At 72.8% G+C, this 18,544-nt stretch carries 18 protein-coding genes; 6 read left to right on the top strand and 12 right to left on the bottom strand.

Going from position 1 to position 18,544, the window contains the following annotated elements; genetic code table 11:
* Positions 1-553 precede the first annotated feature (553 nt).
* Complete coding sequence (trpS, locus tag ABZ312_RS43515) at positions 554-1,552, top strand: tryptophan--tRNA ligase (protein ID WP_500330142.1); 999 nt, start codon at positions 554-556, stop codon at positions 1,550-1,552.
* A 45-nt stretch (positions 1,553-1,597) separates the two neighbouring features.
* On the opposite strand, the gene proC is transcribed toward trpS, so the two are convergent.
* From proC to ABZ312_RS43500, 3 genes are all read right to left on the bottom strand, one after another.
* The gene (gene proC / locus ABZ312_RS43510) at positions 1,598-2,407 is read right to left on the bottom strand and encodes a pyrroline-5-carboxylate reductase (protein ID WP_500330144.1); all 810 of its coding nucleotides are present in this window, start codon (positions 2,405-2,407) and stop codon (positions 1,598-1,600) included.
* Positions 2,408-2,473: 66 nt separating this feature from the next.
* Positions 2,474-3,211 carry an ABC transporter permease gene (locus tag ABZ312_RS43505; protein ID WP_500440073.1) on the bottom strand — a complete coding sequence of 246 codons (738 nt, stop codon included), beginning with the start codon at positions 3,209-3,211 and terminating at the stop codon, positions 2,474-2,476.
* Complete coding sequence (locus tag ABZ312_RS43500; protein ID WP_500330148.1) at positions 3,208-3,996, bottom strand: ABC transporter ATP-binding protein; 789 nt, start codon at positions 3,994-3,996, stop codon at positions 3,208-3,210. The genes ABZ312_RS43505 and ABZ312_RS43500 overlap by 4 nt, the downstream gene beginning before the upstream one ends.
* Before the next feature lie 200 nt (positions 3,997-4,196).
* On the opposite strand from ABZ312_RS43500, the gene ABZ312_RS43495 reads away from it, so the two are divergent.
* The 3 genes from ABZ312_RS43495 to ABZ312_RS43485 all read left to right on the top strand — a co-directional run bounded on the left by ABZ312_RS43495 (position 4,197) and on the right by ABZ312_RS43485 (position 6,941).
* On the top strand, positions 4,197-4,547 hold the full coding sequence (locus ABZ312_RS43495; RefSeq protein ID WP_500360840.1) for a hypothetical protein: 351 nt from the start codon (positions 4,197-4,199) through the stop codon (positions 4,545-4,547).
* A gap of 335 nt (positions 4,548-4,882) precedes the next feature.
* On the top strand, positions 4,883-6,361 hold the full coding sequence (locus ABZ312_RS43490) for a SulP family inorganic anion transporter (RefSeq protein ID WP_500330152.1): 1,479 nt from the start codon (positions 4,883-4,885) through the stop codon (positions 6,359-6,361).
* 142 nt (positions 6,362-6,503) lie between these two features.
* Positions 6,504-6,941, top strand: a complete 438-nt coding sequence (locus ABZ312_RS43485) for a hypothetical protein (protein WP_500330154.1) — start codon at positions 6,504-6,506, stop codon at positions 6,939-6,941.
* Positions 6,942-7,010: 69 nt separating this feature from the next.
* Here ABZ312_RS43485 and ABZ312_RS43480 read toward each other — a convergent pair whose 3' ends face one another.
* The 4 genes from ABZ312_RS43480 to ABZ312_RS43465 all read right to left on the bottom strand — a co-directional run bounded on the left by ABZ312_RS43480 (position 7,011) and on the right by ABZ312_RS43465 (position 9,042).
* Positions 7,011-7,787: a class I SAM-dependent methyltransferase gene (locus ABZ312_RS43480; protein ID WP_500330156.1), complete on the bottom strand. Its 777-nt coding sequence runs from the start codon at positions 7,785-7,787 to the stop codon at positions 7,011-7,013.
* A 52-nt stretch (positions 7,788-7,839) separates the two neighbouring features.
* Complete coding sequence (locus ABZ312_RS43475; RefSeq protein WP_500440074.1) at positions 7,840-8,148, bottom strand: SH3 domain-containing protein; 309 nt, start codon at positions 8,146-8,148, stop codon at positions 7,840-7,842.
* 85 nt (positions 8,149-8,233) lie between these two features.
* Complete coding sequence (locus ABZ312_RS43470; RefSeq protein WP_500360888.1) at positions 8,234-8,545, bottom strand: SH3 domain-containing protein; 312 nt, start codon at positions 8,543-8,545, stop codon at positions 8,234-8,236.
* Positions 8,546-8,709: 164 nt separating this feature from the next.
* The gene (locus tag ABZ312_RS43465; RefSeq protein WP_500330159.1) at positions 8,710-9,042 is read right to left on the bottom strand and encodes an SH3 domain-containing protein; all 333 of its coding nucleotides are present in this window, start codon (positions 9,040-9,042) and stop codon (positions 8,710-8,712) included.
* 123 nt (positions 9,043-9,165) lie between these two features.
* Between ABZ312_RS43465 and ABZ312_RS43460 the strand changes: the two genes are divergently transcribed.
* Complete coding sequence (locus ABZ312_RS43460; protein ID WP_500440072.1) at positions 9,166-11,373, top strand: serine/threonine-protein kinase; 2,208 nt, start codon at positions 9,166-9,168, stop codon at positions 11,371-11,373.
* Positions 11,374-11,427: 54 nt separating this feature from the next.
* Here the strand turns inward: ABZ312_RS43460 and ilvD are convergent, their stop codons facing one another.
* The 4 genes from ilvD to ABZ312_RS43440 form a co-directional block, all read right to left on the bottom strand.
* The gene (ilvD, locus tag ABZ312_RS43455; RefSeq protein WP_500330162.1) at positions 11,428-13,281 is read right to left on the bottom strand and encodes a dihydroxy-acid dehydratase; all 1,854 of its coding nucleotides are present in this window, start codon (positions 13,279-13,281) and stop codon (positions 11,428-11,430) included.
* 195 nt (positions 13,282-13,476) lie between these two features.
* On the bottom strand, positions 13,477-14,109 hold the full coding sequence (locus ABZ312_RS43450) for a TetR/AcrR family transcriptional regulator (RefSeq protein WP_500440071.1): 633 nt from the start codon (positions 14,107-14,109) through the stop codon (positions 13,477-13,479).
* Positions 14,109-14,912: a sugar phosphate isomerase/epimerase family protein gene (locus tag ABZ312_RS43445; RefSeq protein ID WP_500330252.1), complete on the bottom strand. Its 804-nt coding sequence runs from the start codon at positions 14,910-14,912 to the stop codon at positions 14,109-14,111. The genes ABZ312_RS43450 and ABZ312_RS43445 overlap by 1 nt, the downstream gene beginning before the upstream one ends.
* Before the next feature lie 161 nt (positions 14,913-15,073).
* Positions 15,074-16,012, bottom strand: coding sequence for a Ppx/GppA family phosphatase (locus tag ABZ312_RS43440; RefSeq protein WP_500330166.1), 939 nt, complete (start codon positions 16,010-16,012; stop codon positions 15,074-15,076).
* A 101-nt stretch (positions 16,013-16,113) separates the two neighbouring features.
* On the opposite strand from ABZ312_RS43440, the gene ABZ312_RS43435 reads away from it, so the two are divergent.
* Positions 16,114-16,953 carry a DUF3109 family protein gene (locus tag ABZ312_RS43435; protein ID WP_500440070.1) on the top strand — a complete coding sequence of 280 codons (840 nt, stop codon included), beginning with the start codon at positions 16,114-16,116 and terminating at the stop codon, positions 16,951-16,953.
* Here the strand turns inward: ABZ312_RS43435 and ABZ312_RS43430 are convergent.
* On the bottom strand, positions 16,950-18,544 hold a 1,595-nt coding region (locus tag ABZ312_RS43430), incomplete at its 5' end, for a BACON domain-containing protein (RefSeq protein WP_500440069.1). The two genes, ABZ312_RS43435 and ABZ312_RS43430, sit on opposite strands and share 4 nt — an antisense overlap.

Genomic DNA, 18,544 nt, shown 5'->3' with positions numbered 1-18,544 from the left:
ACGCTGTTGAGTTCTCAAGGAACGGAAGCTTCCTTCGAGACCGTTTCACCGGCCCCTCCGGGCTTTCCCTTCGTTGTCTCCAACCTTACCAGATCCGTTTCGCGTTTCCGCTCTTCGTTTCCGGCCCCCTATTGGAGCGGGGTTTTTTCGTTTCGCGCCTTCCGGCGTGTCCACTACGTTAGCGGATTTCCCCTGCGGTTCATAATCGAGCCATTCGGATCTGATTTCGGCATGCCGAAATCGTCCCCGAGGGGAAGTTGTGCAGTAGTGGTTTGCCGCCGGGCGGCTTGATTGGCCACCTCTGGAAGGTGACCCGTCCGAGGCAGCTTGAGAACACTACACCACGCCCCGGGGTGCTTCAAACCTGTGGCCGTCAACAGGTTTGCGCGTTACCTTCGGGGCATGACCGAGCATGCGCACTCGTACTTGTGGTGGGCCGCCTGACGGCGGCCTTCGCTCAGCGCATGCATCCAACGGCCGCCGCTTCGGCGGCCGTACGTGTTTCTGTTCCGGCTCGCCGACCGCGGTGGTCCCACAGCCGGGAGGAACAGCGATGACGAGGGTCTTCAGCGGGATCAAGCCGACGGGGCACCTGACCCTGGGCAACTACCTGGGCGCCGTGCGGCAGTGGGCAGCTGTGGACCAGCACCGGGCCGAGTCGCTGTTCTGCGTCGTGGACCTGCACGCGCTCACCGTCGAGCACGATCCGGCGCGGGTGCAGCGGCTGAGCCGCCAGGCGGCGACGCTCCTGCTGGCCGCCGGCCTCGACCCGCGGGTCTGCACGCTCTTCGTGCAGAGCCATGTGGACGAGCACGCCCGCCTGGCGTACCTCCTCGAATGCACCGCCACGGACGGGGAGATGCGCAGGATGGTCCAGTACAAGGAGAAGGCGGCCAGGGAGCAGCGGCGGGGCGGCAGTGTGCGGCTGTCGTTGCTGACGTACCCCGTGCTGATGGCGGCGGACATCCTGGCGTACGGGGCGGACGAGGTGCCCGTCGGGGACGACCAGGCACAGCACGTGGAGCTGACGCGGGATCTGGCGGTGCGGTTCAACCACCGTTACGGGCATGTGTTCACCGTCCCCCGGGCGGTGCTGCCGCAGGTGGCGGCGCGGGTGATGAACCTGCAGGACCCGGGGTCGAAGATGGGCAAGTCGGAGGACACCGGCCCGGGAATCGTCTACCTGCTCGACGAGCCCGACGTCGTCCGCAGGAAGGTGCTGCGGGCGGTGACGGACAGCGGGCAGGACGTGGCGTACGACCCGCAGGAGCGGCCGGGGGTGGCGAACCTGCTGGAGATCCTGTCGGCGTGCACGGGCCGGGCGCCGCAGGACCTCGCGGCGGGGTACGACTCGTACGGCGCCCTGAAAATGGACACCGCCGAGGCCGTCGTGGAGGAGCTGCGGCCGTTGTGGGAACGGCACGCGGAGCTGGTGGCCGACCCCGGCTACGTGGACGGGGTGCTCAGGGACGGTGCCGAGCGGGCGCGGGGCCTGGCCCGGCCGACGGTCGACGCGGCCTACCGGGCGATCGGGCTGCTGCCGCCGGGCTGAGGACGTGCTGACGGCGGCCGGGGCCTGCTGAACCCGGCCGGCCGGTCAGCCGTTGCCGGAGGCGAGTTCGCGGCTGCGGTCGCGGGCGGCTTCCAGGGCGGCGATCAGGGCGTGGCGCACGCCGTGCTTCTCCAGTTCCCGGATGGCGTTGATGGTGGTGCCGGCCGGGGAGGTGACGGCCTCGCGGAGCTTGACGGGGTGCTCGCCGCTGTCGCGGAGCATCACGGCGGCGCCGATCGCGGACTGCACGATCAGGTCGTGGGCCTGGGCGCGCGGCAGGCCGAGGAGGATGCCGGCGTCGGTCATGGCCTCGACCAGGTAGTAGAAGTACGCGGGTCCGGAGCCGGAGAGCGCGGTGGCGGCGTCCTGCTGGTACTCGGGGATGCGCAGGGTCTTGCCGACCGGCTGGAAGATCTCCTCGGTGCGCAGCAGGTGCTCCTCGGCGGCGTGGCTGCCGCCTGAGATGACAGACATGCCCTCGTCGACCAGGACGGGGGTGTTGGGCATGACGCGGACGACCGCGATGCCGTCCGCGAGGCGCTCCTCGAAGAAGGAGGTCGGGACGCCGGCCGCGGCACTGATGACCAGCCGGTCGGCGGCGACGTGCGGGGCGAGCTCCTCCAGGAGGGCGGACATGTCCTGCGGCTTCACGGCGAGGATGAGGGTGTCGGCGGTCTTGGCCGCCTCCTCGTTGGAGACCGATTCGACGCCGTAGCGGGCGTGCAGCTCCTGGGCGCGCGCCGGGCGGCGGGCGGTCACGAGGAGGTTCTCCGGCTGTCGGCCGGCACGGAGCATGCCCGACAGGAGGGCCTCGCCGATCTTGCCGGTGCCGAGCACCGCGACTTTCTGCGTCATGGGGTCATCCTCGCACCGTGGGCGGCCCGGAGGCCGTGCCGTCCACGGTGCGGTCACCCTGCGGGATCAGGCCGTACGGCGGCGGAGCGTGGCCGCGCCGAGGGCGAGTGCGAGCGCGGCGCTGCCGGCGACGACGGCGAGGTCGCGGACGAAGTCACCGGTGACGCCGGTGTGGGTGAGGACCTCCTGCATGCCGTCGACGGCGTACGACATGGGCAGGACGTCGGAGATGGCCTCCAGCACCGGCTGCATCCGGTCGCGCGGCATGAGGAGTCCGCAGAGCAGGATCTGCGGCAGCAGCACGGCGGGCATGAACTGCACGGCCTGGAACTCGCTGGCGGCGAAGGCGCTGACGAAGAGCCCGAGGGCGGTGCCCAGGCAGGCGTCGGCGAGGGCGACCAGGAGCAGCAGCCAGGCGGAGCCGGTGACGTCGAGGCCGAGCGCGAGGACGGCGAGCCCGGTGGCGAGGACGGCCTGGACGACGGCGACGGCGCCGAAGGCGAGGGCGTACCCGGCCAGCAGGTCGCCCTTGCCGAGCGGCATGGACAGCAGGCGTTCCAGGGTGCCCGAGGTGCGTTCGCGCAGCGTCGCGATCGAGGTGACCAGGAACATCGTGATGAGCGGGAAGATGCCCAGCAGCGAGGCGCCGACGGTGTCGAAGGTGCGCGGGCTTGCGTCGTAGACCCAGGACAGCAGGGTGAGCAGGACGCAGGGCACCACGACCATCAGGGCGATGGTGCGCGGGTCGTGGCGCAGTTGCAGCAGTACGCGGCGGGCGGTGGCGAGGGTGCGGCGCGTGCTCATCGGACGGGCTCCTCGGCCTGGTGGGGGAGCTTCCCGGCGGCCTCGTCGACGAGGCGGAGGAAGGCGTCCTCGACGGTGGGGGCGCCGGTGCCCGCGCGCAGCTCGTCGGGGGCGCCCTGCGCGAGGATGCGGCCCTCGCGCATGAGCAGCAGCCGGTGGCAGCGCTCGGCCTCGTCCATGACGTGGCTGGAGACGAGGAGGGTGGCGCCCCGTTCGGCGGCGAGGCGGTGGAAGAGCTCCCACAGGTCGCGGCGCAGGACGGGGTCGAGGCCGACGGTGGGTTCGTCGAGCACGAGCAGTTCGGGGGTGCCGAGGAGCGCCACGGCGAGGGAGACCCGGTTCAGCTGTCCGCCGGAGAGGTTGCCGGCGAGGGCGGTGGCGTGGGAGACCAGGTCGACGTCGGCGATGGCGCGTTCGACGTGGCCGGGGGCGTCGCCGCCGAGGACGGCGGCGAAGTACTCGAGGTTCTGGCGGACGGTCAGGTCGAGGTAGACGGAGGCGGCCTGGGTCACGTAGCCGACGCGGGGGCGCAGGTCGCGGTGGCCGGCGGGCAGGCCGAGGACGTCGAGGGTGCCGGTGACGGCCGCCTGGGTGCCGACGACGGCGCGCATGAGGGTCGACTTGCCGCAGCCGCTGGGGCCGAGCAGGCCGGTGATCTCGCCACGGGGGACGGTGAACTCCAGGGCGTCCAGGACGGTGCGGCCGCCGCGGACGACGGTGAGCCCGGAGGCGTGCACGGCGGGTCCGGGGCCCGGACCTCCAGGCTCCTCGGCTTTATTCATCATGCGGTGAATAATGCTCCGGGGCGCCTCGGGGCGTCAAGGAGCAGCGGATACATCCGTTTGCGTGACGGATCATTTACACTCCGTTTGCTTAAAGAGCTTGCAAAATGGAGTGGCTGTCTGCGCAAAATGGAGGGCGGCTACGCATCGGAACGGGGGCACCTGTGGTATCGGCCAAGGGAGTTGCGCGTGCTGTCGCCGTCATGGCGGCACTGCTGCTCTCCCTGTTCGCGGCGATAGGCTGCGCCGCCGCCGAGCCCGTTCCCGTCTCCGGCCGCGGCGCGGGCACGACGGTGGCGCGCGTGGAGCCCGAGACCCGGAACTGCCTGGCACGCAGGCACGGGAGCAACGGCATACGCCTGGTGCTGCCCGGGACCGTGAGCGTCCCGGCACCGGCACCGGCACCACGGGGCGGCACCGGGACCGATGAGACGGTCCCGGCGGTAGGCGCCCAGGTGTCCGCCGCCGTGACGGCGCCGCGGACCGCCCGGCAGGCGGTACCCCTCTCCAGATCCGGAGAACTACCGATCGCCCTCGGCGCGTTCCGCTGCTGAGGCACGGCCTGCCGCCTGCTCTTCCCTCCTGACCGCGGTCGTCGCCCGCGGCCCGGGCCCCACCCGGCCCGGGCCCGCGCCGGCGCCCGCGCGTCCACGTGCACGCACATGCACTCGTACGCGGCGCCCGCGGTCCGGGAGAACCGTCCCCCCACACTGCTCGACCACGTACGCCCCCGCCCACGCCGGCGCCGGGGCGCAATGGAGGACACCCGCGTGAAGACCTTCATCCCCCCATCCCCCACCTCTTGTTCCGCCCTCCCCCCACCAGCCGTCCGGCCCCTCCGGCCCGTCCGCGGCTCCCTCACCCCCGCCCCCGCGCGGTGAGCCGCCTCATGCGCGCCGCGTCGCGACTGCCCCGCCCGCAGTCGCTGCGCGCCGACGTCACCGCCTCCCTCGTCGTCTTCCTCGTCGCCCTGCCGCTGTGCGTGGGCGTGGCCGTCGCCTCGGGGGTGCCGGCCGAACTCGGCCTGGTCACCGGCATCGTCGGCGGGATCGTGACCGGCTTGCTCCCCGGCAGCAGCCTCCAGGTGTCCGGCCCGGCCGCCGGACTCACCGTCCTGGTCTACGAGGCGGTCCAGGATTTCGGACTGCCCTCACTGGGCGTGCTCGTGCTCTGCGCGGGCGGGCTGCAGCTCGCCATGGGCGTGCTCCGGCTCGGCCGCTGGTTCCGGGCCATCTCCGTCGCCGTCGTCCAGGGCATGCTGGCCGGCATCGGCCTGGTGCTGATCGCCGGACAGGTCTACGCGCTCACCGACACCGCGGCACCGGCAGGCGGCGTCGCGAAGATCGCCGGATTACCGGGACTGGTCGCGGGCACCGTCGCCTCACCCACGGCGCTCACCGCGCTCGCCGTCGGCGGCGGCACCATCGCGGTCCTCGTGCTGTGGCCCCGCATCCCGCGTGCCGCGCGGCTGCTGCCGGGGCAGCTGGCCGCGGTCGCGCTGGCCACGGGCGCGGCCGTGCTGTTCGGCCTGCCGGTCCAGCGCGTCGAGGTGGCGGGGCTGCTCGACGTCGTCCAGCCGCCGGGGGCCGGGCAGTTCGCGGGGCTGGCGAGCCTGTCCGTGATCGGCACCGTGCTGGCCTTCACGCTGATCGCCTCCGCCGAGAGCCTGTTCAGCGCCGCCGCGGTGGACCGGCTCCACGACGGGCCGCGCACGGAGTACGACAAGGAACTCATCGCGCAGGGCGCGGGCAACGCTGTCTGCGGGGCGCTCGGGGCCCTCCCGATGACCGCGGTGATCGTCCGCAGCGCGGCCAACGTGCAGGCGGGCGCCCGTACGAAGGCGGCACGTGTGCTGCACGGCGTGTGGCTGCTGCTGTTCGCCGCGCTGATCCCCGGCGCCCTGGGGGTGATCCCCGTGGCGGCGCTGGCGGGTGTGCTGGTGCACGCGGGCTGGAAGCTCGTACCGGTGAAGGAGCTCGTGCCGCTGTGGCGCGCGCACCGGGGCGAGGCCGTCGTCCTGGTGGTGACCGCGACGGCGATCGTGGCCACCAACATGTTCGAAGGGGTCCTCATCGGGCTGCTCACGGCCGTGGTCAAGGCTGCCTGGGAGACCTCGCAGACCCATGTGGAGATCCACGACAAGGGTGAGGGCCCGATCGTCGTCCGCGTGCTGGGCAACGCCACCTTCCTGCGGCTGCCCAAGCTGCTGGAGCAACTGGAGGCGCTGCCCCGTGACCGCCCGATGGAACTCGACCTGCGCCGGCTGCGGCACCTCGACCACGCCTGCGGCATGGCCCTGCTCGGCTGGGCCGAGCGGCACAACGAGGAGGGGGTGACGCCCGTCCGGGTGCAGGGCGCACCGGTGTGACGCGACGGCCCGGGACCGGGCGGGACGGGGCGCCGCCCCTGACCCACGGTTCCGGGCCGTCTCAGGGTCATCCCCTATGGCTTCGGGAGCGGAGCGGAGTGACCGTGGCCATATGAGGCGTTCTACCGATGTATCCCGGGACGTGACCGGAGCCGAGAAGCGGCAGCTCGCGATGGCCTCGGCCACCCTCGGCCCCTGGCGCCCGGCGGCGGCGGTCGGCGCGATCGGCGGCGGGGTCTCCCTCGCCGCCTCCGCCCTGAGCGGCGACTTCGGACTCGGCGTCGTCGCCGGCGCCGTGTCCGTCGCGCTGATGCTCTTCTTCCTCGTCGGCGGCGCCGGCGCGGTGACCGGGCGCGGCCCGCGCGCCGACCGCCGCATACGCCGCTGGGCGGCGGCCCACCCTTGGCGCGTCGCGCTGGTCCCGGCGGGGATGCTGCTCGTCACCGACGTCGTGATGCGCCAGATCCTGACCTCCGAGGGCTTCTTCGGCAGCCTCTGGGACGGCCTGTGGCGAGGGGTCCTCGTCGCGGGCGTGGTCGGCGTCGTCGGTTCGGTGGCCGGGAAGCGGCGGGCCGGCTAGGGCCGGCCGCCGTGCCCCGGCCGCCGGGCCTTGACCCTCTCGGTCCTCGACCCCCTCGGTCCTCGACCGTCAGTCCTTGACCGCCACCGTGAGGTCGACCTTGTAGGGCTCGACCACGTGACCGTCCGGGAAGAGCGCCAGCAGCGCGCGCCGCTCGTCGTCGAGGATGCGGCGGGCGGTGTCCGGGGCGAGCACGGCGAAGTAGGAACGGCTGCCGAGCATCGTGAGGTGCGTGTCCAGCGCGACGGTGCGCGTCCAGTGCAGGACGCGGGTCTCGGTGCGCATCCCCAGGCGGGAGCCGAGCGAACGGAGGATGTCCTCCGCCGTCCCCGTCAGGCCGTTCTCGTGGTAGCGGGGGACCGCGCGGGCCAGCCGCTCCTCCTGCTCCCGCACCCAGGCGACGCCCAGGTCCGGCACGTTCCACCACAGCGCGAGCGCGCCGCCCGGCCGCAGCACCCGTGCCGCCTCGGGGGAGGACTTGGCCGCGTCCGTCCAGTGCCACGCCTGGGCGTACGTCACGAAGTCCGCCACCCCGGACGCGAACGGCAGCGCGTCCCCGTCCCCGCGTACGAGCGGCACGTCCGGCTGTCCCGCCCGCAACTGCGCGGCCATCCCCGCCCCCGGCTCCACGGCCGTCACGTTCGCCCCGCGCGCCCGCAGCAGCGCCGTGGCGATCCCCGTCCCGGCCCCCACGTCCAGGACCGCGGCCCCGGCGAAGGGACGGCCGCTGATCTCCTCGACGGCGTCGAACAGCTCTCCCGGGTAACCGGGGCGGGCCGCGGCGTACTGCGCGGCGACGGTGTCGAACGACTGGGCGAGCACGCGGTGGGCCGGGTGTGTGGTCATGGGGGTTGTCCTTCCCCGTGGGACGCGGGCGCGACCCACCGCGTGGGCTCGGTCAGACGCACCTTCCGGCGACGTACCCGTCGCTGCCGGTGTGCACGTAGGTGTCGGAGACGTACTGGTCCGGGCCGATCCGGTCCCAGATGTTCGACGTGCCGTAGTAGCCGCTGACCGTCTCGCCCGGGGTCTGGCAGAAGATCGGCACCTGGACGTCATAGGGCAGGAGCCTGACGATCTGGTAGTTCGTGCCGGGGCCGGTACGGACGTTGAGCCGTACGTCGGGGGCGACCGGGTAGTACACGAGACTGGGAGCCGCCACGGCTTCGGCGGCACCCCCCAGCACGAGGAACACCGCCCCGGCCATCGTGGCCGCGCCGGCCGCCAGTGCGGCGCGCCTGCTTCTGCCCTTGCTCAACACAGCCTCCCCATGGGTAGGGACCTGCGGGTGATCATCCGCAGCGTCCCGCGACGTAGCCGTCGCTGCCGGTGTGCACGTACGTGTCGGAGACGTACTGGCCGGGGGCGATCCGGTCCCATATGTTCGACGTGCCGTAGTAGCCGCTGACCGTCTCGCCCGGGGTCTGGCAGATGATCGGCACCTTGACGTCGTAGGGCAGTACCTTCACGATCTGGTATCCCGTGCCGGGGCCGATACGGACGTTGAGCCGTACGTCGGGGGCGACCGAGTAGTACACGAGATCCGCGGACGCCGCGGTCGCCTCGGCGGCACCCCCCAGCACGAGGAAGGCCGCACCGGCCATCGTGGCCGCACCGGTCACCAGCGCCGTGCGCCTGCTCTTGCCCTTGCCCTTGCTCAACACGTTCCTCCTGAGGGACGGATCACTGACGGATGCGCGCCGCGGCTCCCCGGTGGGCCGGGGAGCCGCGTGGCGCGATGGGCGTGAGCTGTGCCGAGTCGCCGACGTCAGCTGCAGCGTGACGCGACGTAGCCGTCGCTGCCGGTGTGCACGTAGGCGTCGGAGACGTACTGGTTGGTGCCGATGCAGTCCCAGATGTTCGACGTCCCGTAGTAACCGCTGACCGTGGTCCCAGGCGTCTGGCAGAAGATCGGGACCTTGGCGTCGTACGGAAGGACCTTGACGATGTGGTAGCTGGTTCCGGGGCCGGATCGCACGTTGAGACGGGCTCCGGGCGCCACGGAGTAGTAGATCAAGTCGGCGGCCGCGACGGCGGTCTCCGCCCCTGCGGGCCCGTCACTCGCATCGCCCACCGGCTCGTCAAGCTTGTTCTCGGCCATGTGCCCACCCCCGTGAGGATTCACGCTCTGTCAAGTGCAGGCTAGCAATCCGAGCCGTCCTCGTAACGGGGATCCACTAGGCTCACCGAGTTGCGGCTGCTGACGAACACACGGGGGTGGGTCATGCCGCCAGTGCGGAGACCCGGGACCGACCCGGAAGCGGAACATCCGGAATATGCGGGGCCCTACCGGCTGGAAGGGCGGCTCGGCGCCGGCGGCATGGGCGTGGTGCACCTGTCACGCTCGACATCCGGCATGCGGCTGGCCGTCAAGGTCGTGCACGAGGAGTTCGCGGCGGACCCGGAGTTCAGGGCGCGATTCCGCCAGGAGATCACCGCCGCCCGGCGGGTCAGCGGCGCCTTCACCGCATCCGTCGTGGACGCGGATCCGGATGCCGAACGCCCCTGGATGGCCACGCTCTACATACCCGGGCCGACGCTGGCCGAGTTCGTGAAGCGGAACGGGCCGGTTCCGCCGGCCCAGGTCCGCTACCTCATGGCAGGACTCGCCGAGGCCTTGCGGGACATCCACCGGGTGGGCGTCGTCCACCGCGATCTCAAGCCGGGCAATGTGCTGTTGGCTGCCGATGGTCCCAAGGTCATCGATTTCGGCATCTCGCGACCACCGGACAGCGATGTGCGCACCGAGACGGGCAAGCTCATCGGCACGCCTCCCTTCATGGCGCCCGAACAGTTCAGCCGGCCCCGATCGGTGGGGCCCGCCGCCGACGTCTTCGCCATGGCCGGCGTGCTCGTCCACGCCGCGACGGGACGCAGTCCTTTCGACTCGGACAGCCCCTACATCGTCGCGTACCAAGTGGTCCACGACGAACCGCACCTCGACGGCGTCCCTGGAGATCTGCGGCCGCTCATCGAGCGATGCCTCGCCAAGGACCCGGACCACAGGCCCACTCCGGACGCGTTGATGACGGAGCTGAGGAAGGTCTCGGCCTCGTACGACACCCAGACCTTCGGCTCCTTCGACCTCGAGAGCGTCCCGGCGGACGCCCTCATCCCGTCACAGCGGCGATCGGCGGACGGCGCGATCCCCCCGGAAGCGCCCCAGCCGGGATCCGGGTCCGGACCCGAAGCGCCCGGTCCAGCTCCGGCTTCCACGTCCCGAAACCGCCGGACCCGAAGTGCCCTCGCCGCCGTCCTGGCATTGGGTGTCCTCGCCGCGGGCGCCTCCCTGCTGGCCCAACGGCACGATGACGTAACGCCGTTGGACTCGACCGGATCCCGGGTCACCGGCGGTGGGGATTTCCACCCGTGGGCGGCCGCCCTCCGGGGAGACGGAAGTGGCGGCACGGCAGCCTGCGCGTCCGGGGCAGAGGCCCTGTTCTGCGCCGGACCGGGTGTCGAGGCGGCGAAGCTGGACGCCGACAGCGGGCTCATCCAATGGTCGGTCCGCGAGGCGCCCGTGAAGGGCGGCACCGCCGCGCATCCCCATCCGCCCGTCCTGTCGGGCGGCGTCGTCCGCGTGGTGAACGACGACGAATCGCGGCTGACGGGCCTGTCCGCGGCCACGGGGAAGGTGCGATGGGCCCTGGACATCTCGGCCTACCAGGGCGCGTTCTACAGCGCCGGCGCCACGGTGCTGCTCGCCGGACGCGACGGAACGGTCATCGCCGTGGACGGCGCCACCGGCCGGGAAAGGTGGCGCGTGAATCTGCCGGGGCACACCCAGCCTGCGTTGTCCGCGTACGGCACCTCGGGTCGTGTCTACGCCGTCGAGGTCGGCGCGGACGGTCGCACCACCATGGTGACCGCGGTGAACGAGTCGGACGGGACGGTGCAGCGGCAGGTTCGGCTCGACGGGCAGCTGATCCCCGTGGGTGAGTCCGGCACGGACCTCTTCCTCACCTCCGTGGACGGCTTCTACCGCACCGACGCCGTCGTCCGGCTGAACACGGCCACCGGCTCGCACCGGCGAATCCCGATCACCCCGCTCCTCAACCAGCCGCAGACCGCCGTGCGAGGGGACAAGGTGTACCTCCTGGGTCACGGCGGCGAGCTGATCGGCCTCGACACCCGCCGCTCCAAAGGCCGCACGGCGGTCGAACCATGGAGTCTGGAGACGTCGGTGAGTGGTGGCTCCGTACCCACCGTCGTCGGGAACCGGGTGTACTTCACCGCCCTCGACGGACGGCTCCTGGCCGTGGACTCCGAACGGGGGGCCTTCATCGGACAGACGAAGCCACGTATGGGAACGCGTCCGGGCAACTACCCGGGATCCCCGCCCTCCCCCGTCGTCGCCGACGGGAAGGTGTTCGCGACCGCACCGGACGGCAGTGTGTTCGCCGTGGACGCGAAGGACCCCTCCCGCTGGTGATCGTGGGGATCGGCGGAAGGGGTCCCGGGGACGACGACGGGGGCGGGCCCGGGGTCAGCCCTCGAGCTTCGTGACGTCGCGGACGGCGCCCTTGTCGGCGCTGGTGGCCATCGCGGCGTACGCCTTGAGGGCCAGGGAGACCTTGCGGTCGCGGTTCTTGGGGGCGTAGACGCCGCCGAGGGCGGCGCGGCGCGCGGCCAGTTCCTCCTCGGGGACGAGGAGTTCGATGCTGCGGCCGGGGATGTCGATGCGGATGCGGTCGCCGTCCTCGACCAGCGCGATCGTGCCGCCGGACGCCGCCTCGGGGGAGGCGTGGCCGATGGACAGGCCCGAGGTGCCGCCGGAGAAGCGGCCGTCGGTGACGAGCGCGCAGGCCTTGCCGAGGCCGCGGCCCTTGAGGAAGGAGGTGGGGTAGAGCATCTCCTGCATGCCGGGACCGCCCTTGGGGCCCTCGTAGCGGATGACGACGACGTCGCCCTCCTTGACCTCCTTGCGGAGGATCTTGTCGACGGCCTCCTCCTGGGACTCGCAGACCACGGCCGGGCCCTCGAAGGTCCAGATGGACTCGTCGACGCCGGCGGTCTTCACCACGCTGCCGTCGACGGCGAGGTTGCCGTGGAGCACGGCCAGGCCGCCGTCCTTGGAGTAGGCGTGCTCGGCGGAGCGGATGCAGCCCTCGGCGGCGTCGAGGTCGAGGGCCTCCCAGCGCTCGGACTGGGAGAAGGCCTCGGCGGAGCGGACGCAGCCGGGGGCGGCGTGCCAGAGTTCCTCGGCCTCGGCGGAGGGGGAGCCGCCGCGCACGTCCCAGGTCTTGAGCCAGTCGGCGAGCGACGGGGAGTGGACGGAATGGACGTCCTCGTTGAGCAGGCCGGCCCGGTGGAGTTCGCCCAGCAGGGCGGGGATGCCGCCGGCCCGGTGCACGTCCTCCATGTAGTACGTGCGGTTCTTCGCGACGTTGGGCGCGACCTTGGCCAGGCACGGCACGCGCCGGGAGACGGCGTCGATGTCGGTGAGGCCGAAGGGGACGTCCGCCTCCTGGGCCGCGGCCAGCAGGTGGAGGATCGTGTTGGTGGAGCCGCCCATGGCGATGTCGAGGGCCATGGCGTTCTCGAAGGCCTCGAAGGTGGCGATCGAGCGCGGCAGCACGGACTCGTCGTCCTGCTCGTAATAGCGCCGGGTGATGTCGACGACCGTGCGGCCGGCGTCCTCGTACAGCGCCTTGCGGGCGGTGTGGGTGGCCAGGACCGAGCCGTTGCCGGGCAGCGACAGGCCCATCGCCTCGGTGAGGCAGTTCATCGAGTTGGCGGTGAACATGCCGGAACACGAGCCGCAGGTGGGGCAGGCGTTCTCCTCGATGCGGAGGATGTCCTCGTCGGAGATCTTGTCGTTGACGGCGTCGGCGATCGCGTCGATCAGGTCGAGGGTGCGGACGGTGCCGTCGACGAGGGTGGCGCGGCCGGCCTCCATGGGGCCGCCGGAGACGAAGACGGTGGGGATGTTGAGGCGCAGGGCGGCCATCAGCATGCCCGGGGTGATCTTGTCGCAGTTGGAGATGCAGATCAGCGCGTCGGCGCAGTGCGCCTCGACCATGTACTCGACGGAGTCGGCGATCAGGTCGCGGGAGGGCAGCGAGTAGAGCATGCCGCCGTGGCCCATGGCGATGCCGTCGTCGACGGCGATCGTGTTGAACTCGCGCGGCACGGCGCCCGCGGCCTTGATCGCCTCGCTGACGATGCGGCCGACGGGCTGCAGGTGGGTGTGCCCGGGCACGAACTCCGTGAAGCTGTTGGCCACCGCGATGATCGGCTTGCCGATGTCCTCGCTCGCTACGCCCGAGGCGCGCATGAGGGCGCGGGCGCCCGCCATGTTGCGGCCGTGGGTGACTGTGCGGGACCTCAGCTCGGGCACGGGGACCACTCCCTACGTTTCCATCTCGGAGCCTTCGAGCGTACGCCCCCGGTCGTGGTACGCGGCGGTGTGTCCGTATTGCGGACGGCGAGTCCACCGTGTGGATGGCGATCCGGTACCGGACACGACAGGTCCGCAGCGGGCCGGCGACAGGGCGCTCTCCCCCATTGTCGACCCATCTGCCATGCGGGCGGCTCACCCCGTGACGGGCCCGGGATCGGTCAGATAGCGCTGGAGGGTCGGCGCGATGAGGGCGATGACGTCCTCCATGTCCGCCGACGCCAGCGGCTCGAGCTTGATGACGTAGCGCATCATCACGATGCCGATCATCTGGGCGCCCGCGAGTTCCGCGCGGAGCCGGGGGTCGGGGACCTTCAGCTCCGACGCGACGCGCTCCAGCAGCCGCCGCAGGACGATGCCGCGCAGCACGCCCGCGGCGGTGTCGTTGGTCACGGCGGAGCGGACGATCGCCAGCATGGGGGCCCGGGAGACCGGGTTCTCCCAGATGGAGACGAAGAAGCGCGCCAGGCGCTCGCCGACGCCCTCGGGGCCGGTCGCCAGGACGTCGGGGACGCCGAAGGCGGCCTCGAAGCTCAACTCGATGGAGGCTTCGAAGACCTGCTCCTTCGCCCCGAAGTAGTGGTGCACCAGCGCCGGGTCCACGCCCGCGGACTTGGCGATGGAGCGGATCGAGGTCTTGTCGTAGCCGCGGGCGGAGAACTCCTGCCGGGCCGCGGCGAGGATCAGCTCGCGGGTCTCGGCGGTGCCCGAGCGGCTCCCGGCGGGGCGGCCGCGGCCGCGCCTGCCGGTCCCGTCCTCGGGAGCCATCAGCGCACCCGCGCGGCCGCGGCGAGGTGCAGCCGGGTGAAGGCCAGCGCCTCGGCGAGGTCCGCCTCGCGCTCGGCGGCCGACATCGCGCGCCGGGTGTTGACCTCGATCACCACATGGCCGTCGAAGCCACGTGAGGCCAGGCCCTCCAGCACCTCCGCGCAGGGCTGGTTGCCGCGTCCGGGCACCAGGTGCTCGTCCTTGCCGGAGCCGCTGCCGTCGGCCAGGTGGACGTGACCGAGCCGGTCGCCCATGCGGTCGAGCATCTCCAGCGTCCCGGTCCTGGCCGTGGAGGTGTGCGAGAGGTCGATGGTGAAGTGCCGGTAGTCGTCCTTGGTGGGGTCCCAGTCGGGGGCGTAGGCGAGCATCTCCCGGTCGCGGTAGCGCCACGGGTACATGTTCTCGACGGCGAACCGGACGTCGGTCTCGTTCGCCATCCGCCAGATGCCGGCGACGAACTCCCGCGCGTAGCTGCGCTGCCAGCGGAACGGCGGGTGGACGACCACGGTCGAGGCGCCCAGCTTCTCCGCCGCCGCCTGAGCGCGCTGCAGCTTCACCCAGGGGTCGGTCGACCACACCCGCTGGGTGATCAGCAGGCAGGGGGCGTGCACCGCCAGGATGGGGATGCCGTGGTAGTCCGACAGGCGGCGCAGCGCCTCGATGTCCTGGCTGACCGGGTCGGTCCACACCATCACCTCGACGCCGTCGTAGCCCAGCCGGGCCGCGATCTCGAAGGCCGTCGCCGTGGACTCGGGGTAGACCGAGGCCGTGGACAGCGCGACCTTCGCGTCCGGTACGCGCACGGTGTGTCCGTTCGGGTCCACAGGGTCAGGGGCTGCCACGGGGAACAGCGTACGGCGGCCGGTCGGCCCGACGGCACATCGCACCCGGCCGACGTGACGCGATCGACACGCGGGGCGGAGCGGCGCGGCGCCCGCACGGCGACGGACGGCGTGCGCCGCGCTCAGCCCCGGTCGCTCGTCATCAGGTCGAGGCGCCGCAGGATGACGCCCTCGCGCAGCGCCCACGGGCAGACCTCCAGCTCGGCGACCCCGAACAGGTCCATCGCCGCGTCCGCGACCAGCGCCCCGGCCAGCAGCTGGCGGGCCCGGCCCTCCGACACGCCCGGGAGGGCCCGGCGGGCGCCCTCCGTCATGGCGGCCAGCCGCGGCACCCACTCCGCCAGCGCCTTGCGGCTCAGCGTGCGCTGCACGTACAGGCCCTCGGCGGAGCGGGCCGCGCCCGCGATCCGGGCCAGTTGCTTGAAGGTCTTGGAGGTGCCCACCACGTGGTCGGGCCCGCCGAGCCGGCTGAACTCCGCCACGGTGCGGGCGATCTCGGCGCGCACGTGCTTGCGCAGGCCGCGCACGTCCTCGGAGGTGGGCGGGTCGCCGGGGAGCCAGCCGCTGGTGAGCCGGCCGGCGCCGAGCGGCAGGGAGACCGCGGCGTCCGGGTCCTCGTCCATGCCGTAGGCGACCTCCAGGGAGCCGCCGCCGATGTCCAGCATGAGCAGCCGGCCGGCGGACCAGCCGAACCAGCGGCGGGCGGCGAGGAAGGTGAGCCGTGCCTCGTCCTCCCCGGACAGCACGGTCAGGGCGACCCCGGTCTCGGCGGCGACCCGGGCGAGCACCTGCTCGCCGTTGGCGGCCTCGCGCACCGCGCTGGTGGCGAAGGGCAGGACGTCCTCGACGCCCTTGTCCTCGGCGACGACCAGGGCCTCGGCGACCTGGGCGACCAGCCGCCGCACGCCGTCCTCGCGGATCGCGCCGTCCTCGTCCAGCAGCTCCGCCAGCCGCAGCTCCGCCTTGTGGGAGTAGGCGGGGAGCGGACGCGCGCCGGGGTGCGCGTCCATGACCAGAAGGTGGACGGTATTCGAACCCACGTCGAGGACACCGAGTCTCATGCCCGGAACGCTACTGCGCCGCGCCTTGACCGGGGACATGCGGGGTATGGGCACCTGCGCGGGTGACCACTGGAGGAGCTTCACATGCTTACCCTGACATCGTGGCGAAGGTGAAAAAGGCGACGAAGCGGCAGCATCACCCGGACGCGTCGGACGAGGTCGGGCTCGATTTCCCCCGCGCGTGGGTCGAGTTCCCCGATCCGGCCGACGAGGAACAGGTCTTCCGGTGCGACCTGACGTGGCTCACCTCACGGTGGAACTGCGTCTTCGGCCGCGGCTGCGAGGGCATCCAGGCGGGCCGGGCCGACGACGGCTGCTGCACCCTCGGCGCGCACTTCTCGGACGACGACGACGAGAAGCGCGTCGCGGGGCACGTGGAGCGGCTCACCCCGGAGCTGTGGCAGTTCCACGGGGTCGGCGAGGAGGACGGCTGGGCCGAGGTCAACGAGGACGGCGACCGGCAGACCCGGCGGCACCAGGGCGCCTGCATCTTCCTCAACCGCCCCGGCTTCCCCGCGGGCGCCGGCTGCGCCCTGCACACGCTCGCGCTCAAGGAGGGCCGCGAGCCGCTGGAGACCAAGCCGGACGTGTGCTGGCAGCTGCCGATCCGGCGGACGTACGACTGGGTGGACCGGCCCGACGACACGCGCGTGCTGATGATCTCGATCGGCGAGTACGACCGGCGCGGCTGGGGCCCCGGCGGTCACGACCTGCACTGGTGGTGCACGGGCGCGCGGTCCGCACACGGCGCGGGCGAACCGGTGTACGTCTCGTACCGGGCGGAGCTCACCGAGCTGATGGGGCCGCGGGGCTACGACCGGCTCGTCGAGCTGTGCGAGCAGCGGCTCGCCTCCCTGCTGCCGATGGCGCCGCACCCCGCCGACCCGGTCCCGGGCTCCCGCGGCGGGGATCAGGGGCCGGACGGGGACGAGGACGCCTAGTCGTCGCCCTGGGCGGAGGACGGGGAGGCCGAGGGGCTCTGGCTCGGCGGGTCGCTCGGTGACGGGTCGGGGGCGGACGGGGTCGGAGAGGGGTCGGGGGAAGGCGACGGCCTCCCCCTCCCCTCGATCGTGACGACCGCGCCCGACGGGTCGAACCAGATCCGTGCCGTCCACGGCCCCACGGGCTCCCGCGAGCGGTCCACGGAGACCGTCAGCGTCATGCTCTCCCCGGGCCGCAGCCTGCCGTGGCTCCGGCTCAGCCGCAGCCAAGGCTCGGAGGTGGCCGCCCGCCAGCGGACCGGCGCCGCGCCCTCGGCGGTGAGGGTGACGACGGTGACGTGACCGCGCGAGCGGGCCTCGACGAGCAGCCGGCCCGGGCGGGGCACCGAGCGGTCGTCGCCGTCCGTGGCGTCGCCCGGCGGTGAGGCGGAGCCCCGGGCACCGGCCGAGGCGGAGGCGGCGGCGGACGCCGAGGGGGCGGCGGACACGACGGAGACCGACAGACGGCCCTGGCCGCCGCGCGTGGAACGCCCGCGCGCGTCGGCCGCGCCCGCGACACCGGCCTTCTCGTACTGCACGCCGTCGAGGCCCTCGCCGGCACTGAAGGAACCTTCCCCCTTGTGCTCGGGCGCCAGCGGCGCCCCGTGGTACGCCGCCCACAGCGCCAGCACCGGTGCCGCGACGACGGCCGCGACCACCGTGGAGGTCACCGCGCGGTGCCGCATCCGGGCCCGCCGCGCCATCCGCTCCTTCAGGTCCATCGGGAAGCCGTGCCGGTCGAAGCGCGGGGTGCCCTGGCGGGCGCGCCCGACGCCGCCCCGCATGGCGTGCAGCAAGGCGGCGTACGCGGCGGAGCGGGGCGCCTCGACCGTCGACAGCACGGCCGTCGCGGCGGTGGTGGCCAGGCCCGGCCAGGGTCCCGTCGCCACGGCGCGCTCGGCCGTGACCCGGCAGTGCGCGCACACGTCGACGTGGGTCACCAGCTCGCGGCGGAGCGCCGAGCCCAGCAGCACCCGGGCGTCACCGGCGAGGCGGGCGACCGCCGCGCAGTTGCCGAGCTCGACCACGGCGAGCGCCGCCCGGGTGCGCTCCACCTCGCAGGCCGCCTGGGCGAGCAGTGCGCGCGTCGCGTCCTGCTCCCGCCCGACGACCAGGGCCACCTCGTGCGGCGCCAGCTGGTGGCGGACGGCGAGCTCCAGCGCCTCGCGCTGCTCGGGGGTGGTGCCGGCCGCCTCGGGCCAGGCCAGCGCCGCCAGTTCGCCGCGTCTGCGGGCGGCCACGTCCGCCGAGGCCTGCACCGATACCGGCCGCCCCTCGGCCAGGGTGCGCAGGCAGGCCCAGCGGGCCAGCGCGTACAGCCAGGGCCTGCGCAGCTCGGGGTCGCGCAGCCGGGCGCGCTGGCGCTCGGCCACGGCCAGCACGTCGCCGAGGGCGGCGGCGGCGGAGTCGTGCTCGCACAGCACGGAGAGGCAGTAGGTGAACAGCCCGTCCAGGTACGGCTCGTAGTGCGCCGGGGGCTGCGCGGGCAGGGTCCCCTGCGGGCGTGGCCGCCGCCGCGCCGGGGACCCCGGGGTCCCCGGCGCGGTGCGGC

Source organism: Streptomyces sp. NPDC006207, from assembly GCF_040613835.1.
GTDB lineage: Bacteria > Actinomycetota > Actinomycetes > Streptomycetales > Streptomycetaceae > Actinacidiphila.
The sequence above is the reverse complement of the archived record's forward strand: the minus strand, read 5'-3'. Positions and strand labels throughout refer to the sequence as shown.

Bases quoted from the DNA above. Each gene is read 5' to 3' on its own strand.
- trpS (WP_500330142.1), top strand. From the start codon at position 554: ATGACGAGGGTCTTCAGCGGGATCAAGCCGACGGGGCACCTGACCCTG.
- proC (WP_500330144.1), bottom strand. From the start codon at position 2,407: ATGACGCAGAAAGTCGCGGTGCTCGGCACCGGCAAGATCGGCGAGGCC.
- ABZ312_RS43505 (WP_500440073.1), bottom strand. From the start codon at position 3,211: ATGAGCACGCGCCGCACCCTCGCCACCGCCCGCCGCGTACTGCTGCAA.
- ABZ312_RS43500 (WP_500330148.1), bottom strand. From the start codon at position 3,996: ATGATGAATAAAGCCGAGGAGCCTGGAGGTCCGGGCCCCGGACCCGCC.
- ABZ312_RS43495 (WP_500360840.1), top strand. From the start codon at position 4,197: ATGGCGGCACTGCTGCTCTCCCTGTTCGCGGCGATAGGCTGCGCCGCC.
- ABZ312_RS43490 (WP_500330152.1), top strand. From the start codon at position 4,883: ATGCGCGCCGCGTCGCGACTGCCCCGCCCGCAGTCGCTGCGCGCCGAC.
- ABZ312_RS43480 (WP_500330156.1), bottom strand. From the start codon at position 7,787: ATGACCACACACCCGGCCCACCGCGTGCTCGCCCAGTCGTTCGACACC.
- ABZ312_RS43475 (WP_500440074.1), bottom strand. From the start codon at position 8,148: ATGGCCGGGGCGGTGTTCCTCGTGCTGGGGGGTGCCGCCGAAGCCGTG.
- ABZ312_RS43470 (WP_500360888.1), bottom strand. From the start codon at position 8,545: ATGGCCGGTGCGGCCTTCCTCGTGCTGGGGGGTGCCGCCGAGGCGACC.
- ABZ312_RS43465 (WP_500330159.1), bottom strand. From the start codon at position 9,042: ATGGCCGAGAACAAGCTTGACGAGCCGGTGGGCGATGCGAGTGACGGG.
- ABZ312_RS43460 (WP_500440072.1), top strand. From the start codon at position 9,166: ATGCCGCCAGTGCGGAGACCCGGGACCGACCCGGAAGCGGAACATCCG.
- ABZ312_RS43450 (WP_500440071.1), bottom strand. From the start codon at position 14,109: ATGGCTCCCGAGGACGGGACCGGCAGGCGCGGCCGCGGCCGCCCCGCC.
- ABZ312_RS43440 (WP_500330166.1), bottom strand. From the start codon at position 16,012: ATGAGACTCGGTGTCCTCGACGTGGGTTCGAATACCGTCCACCTTCTG.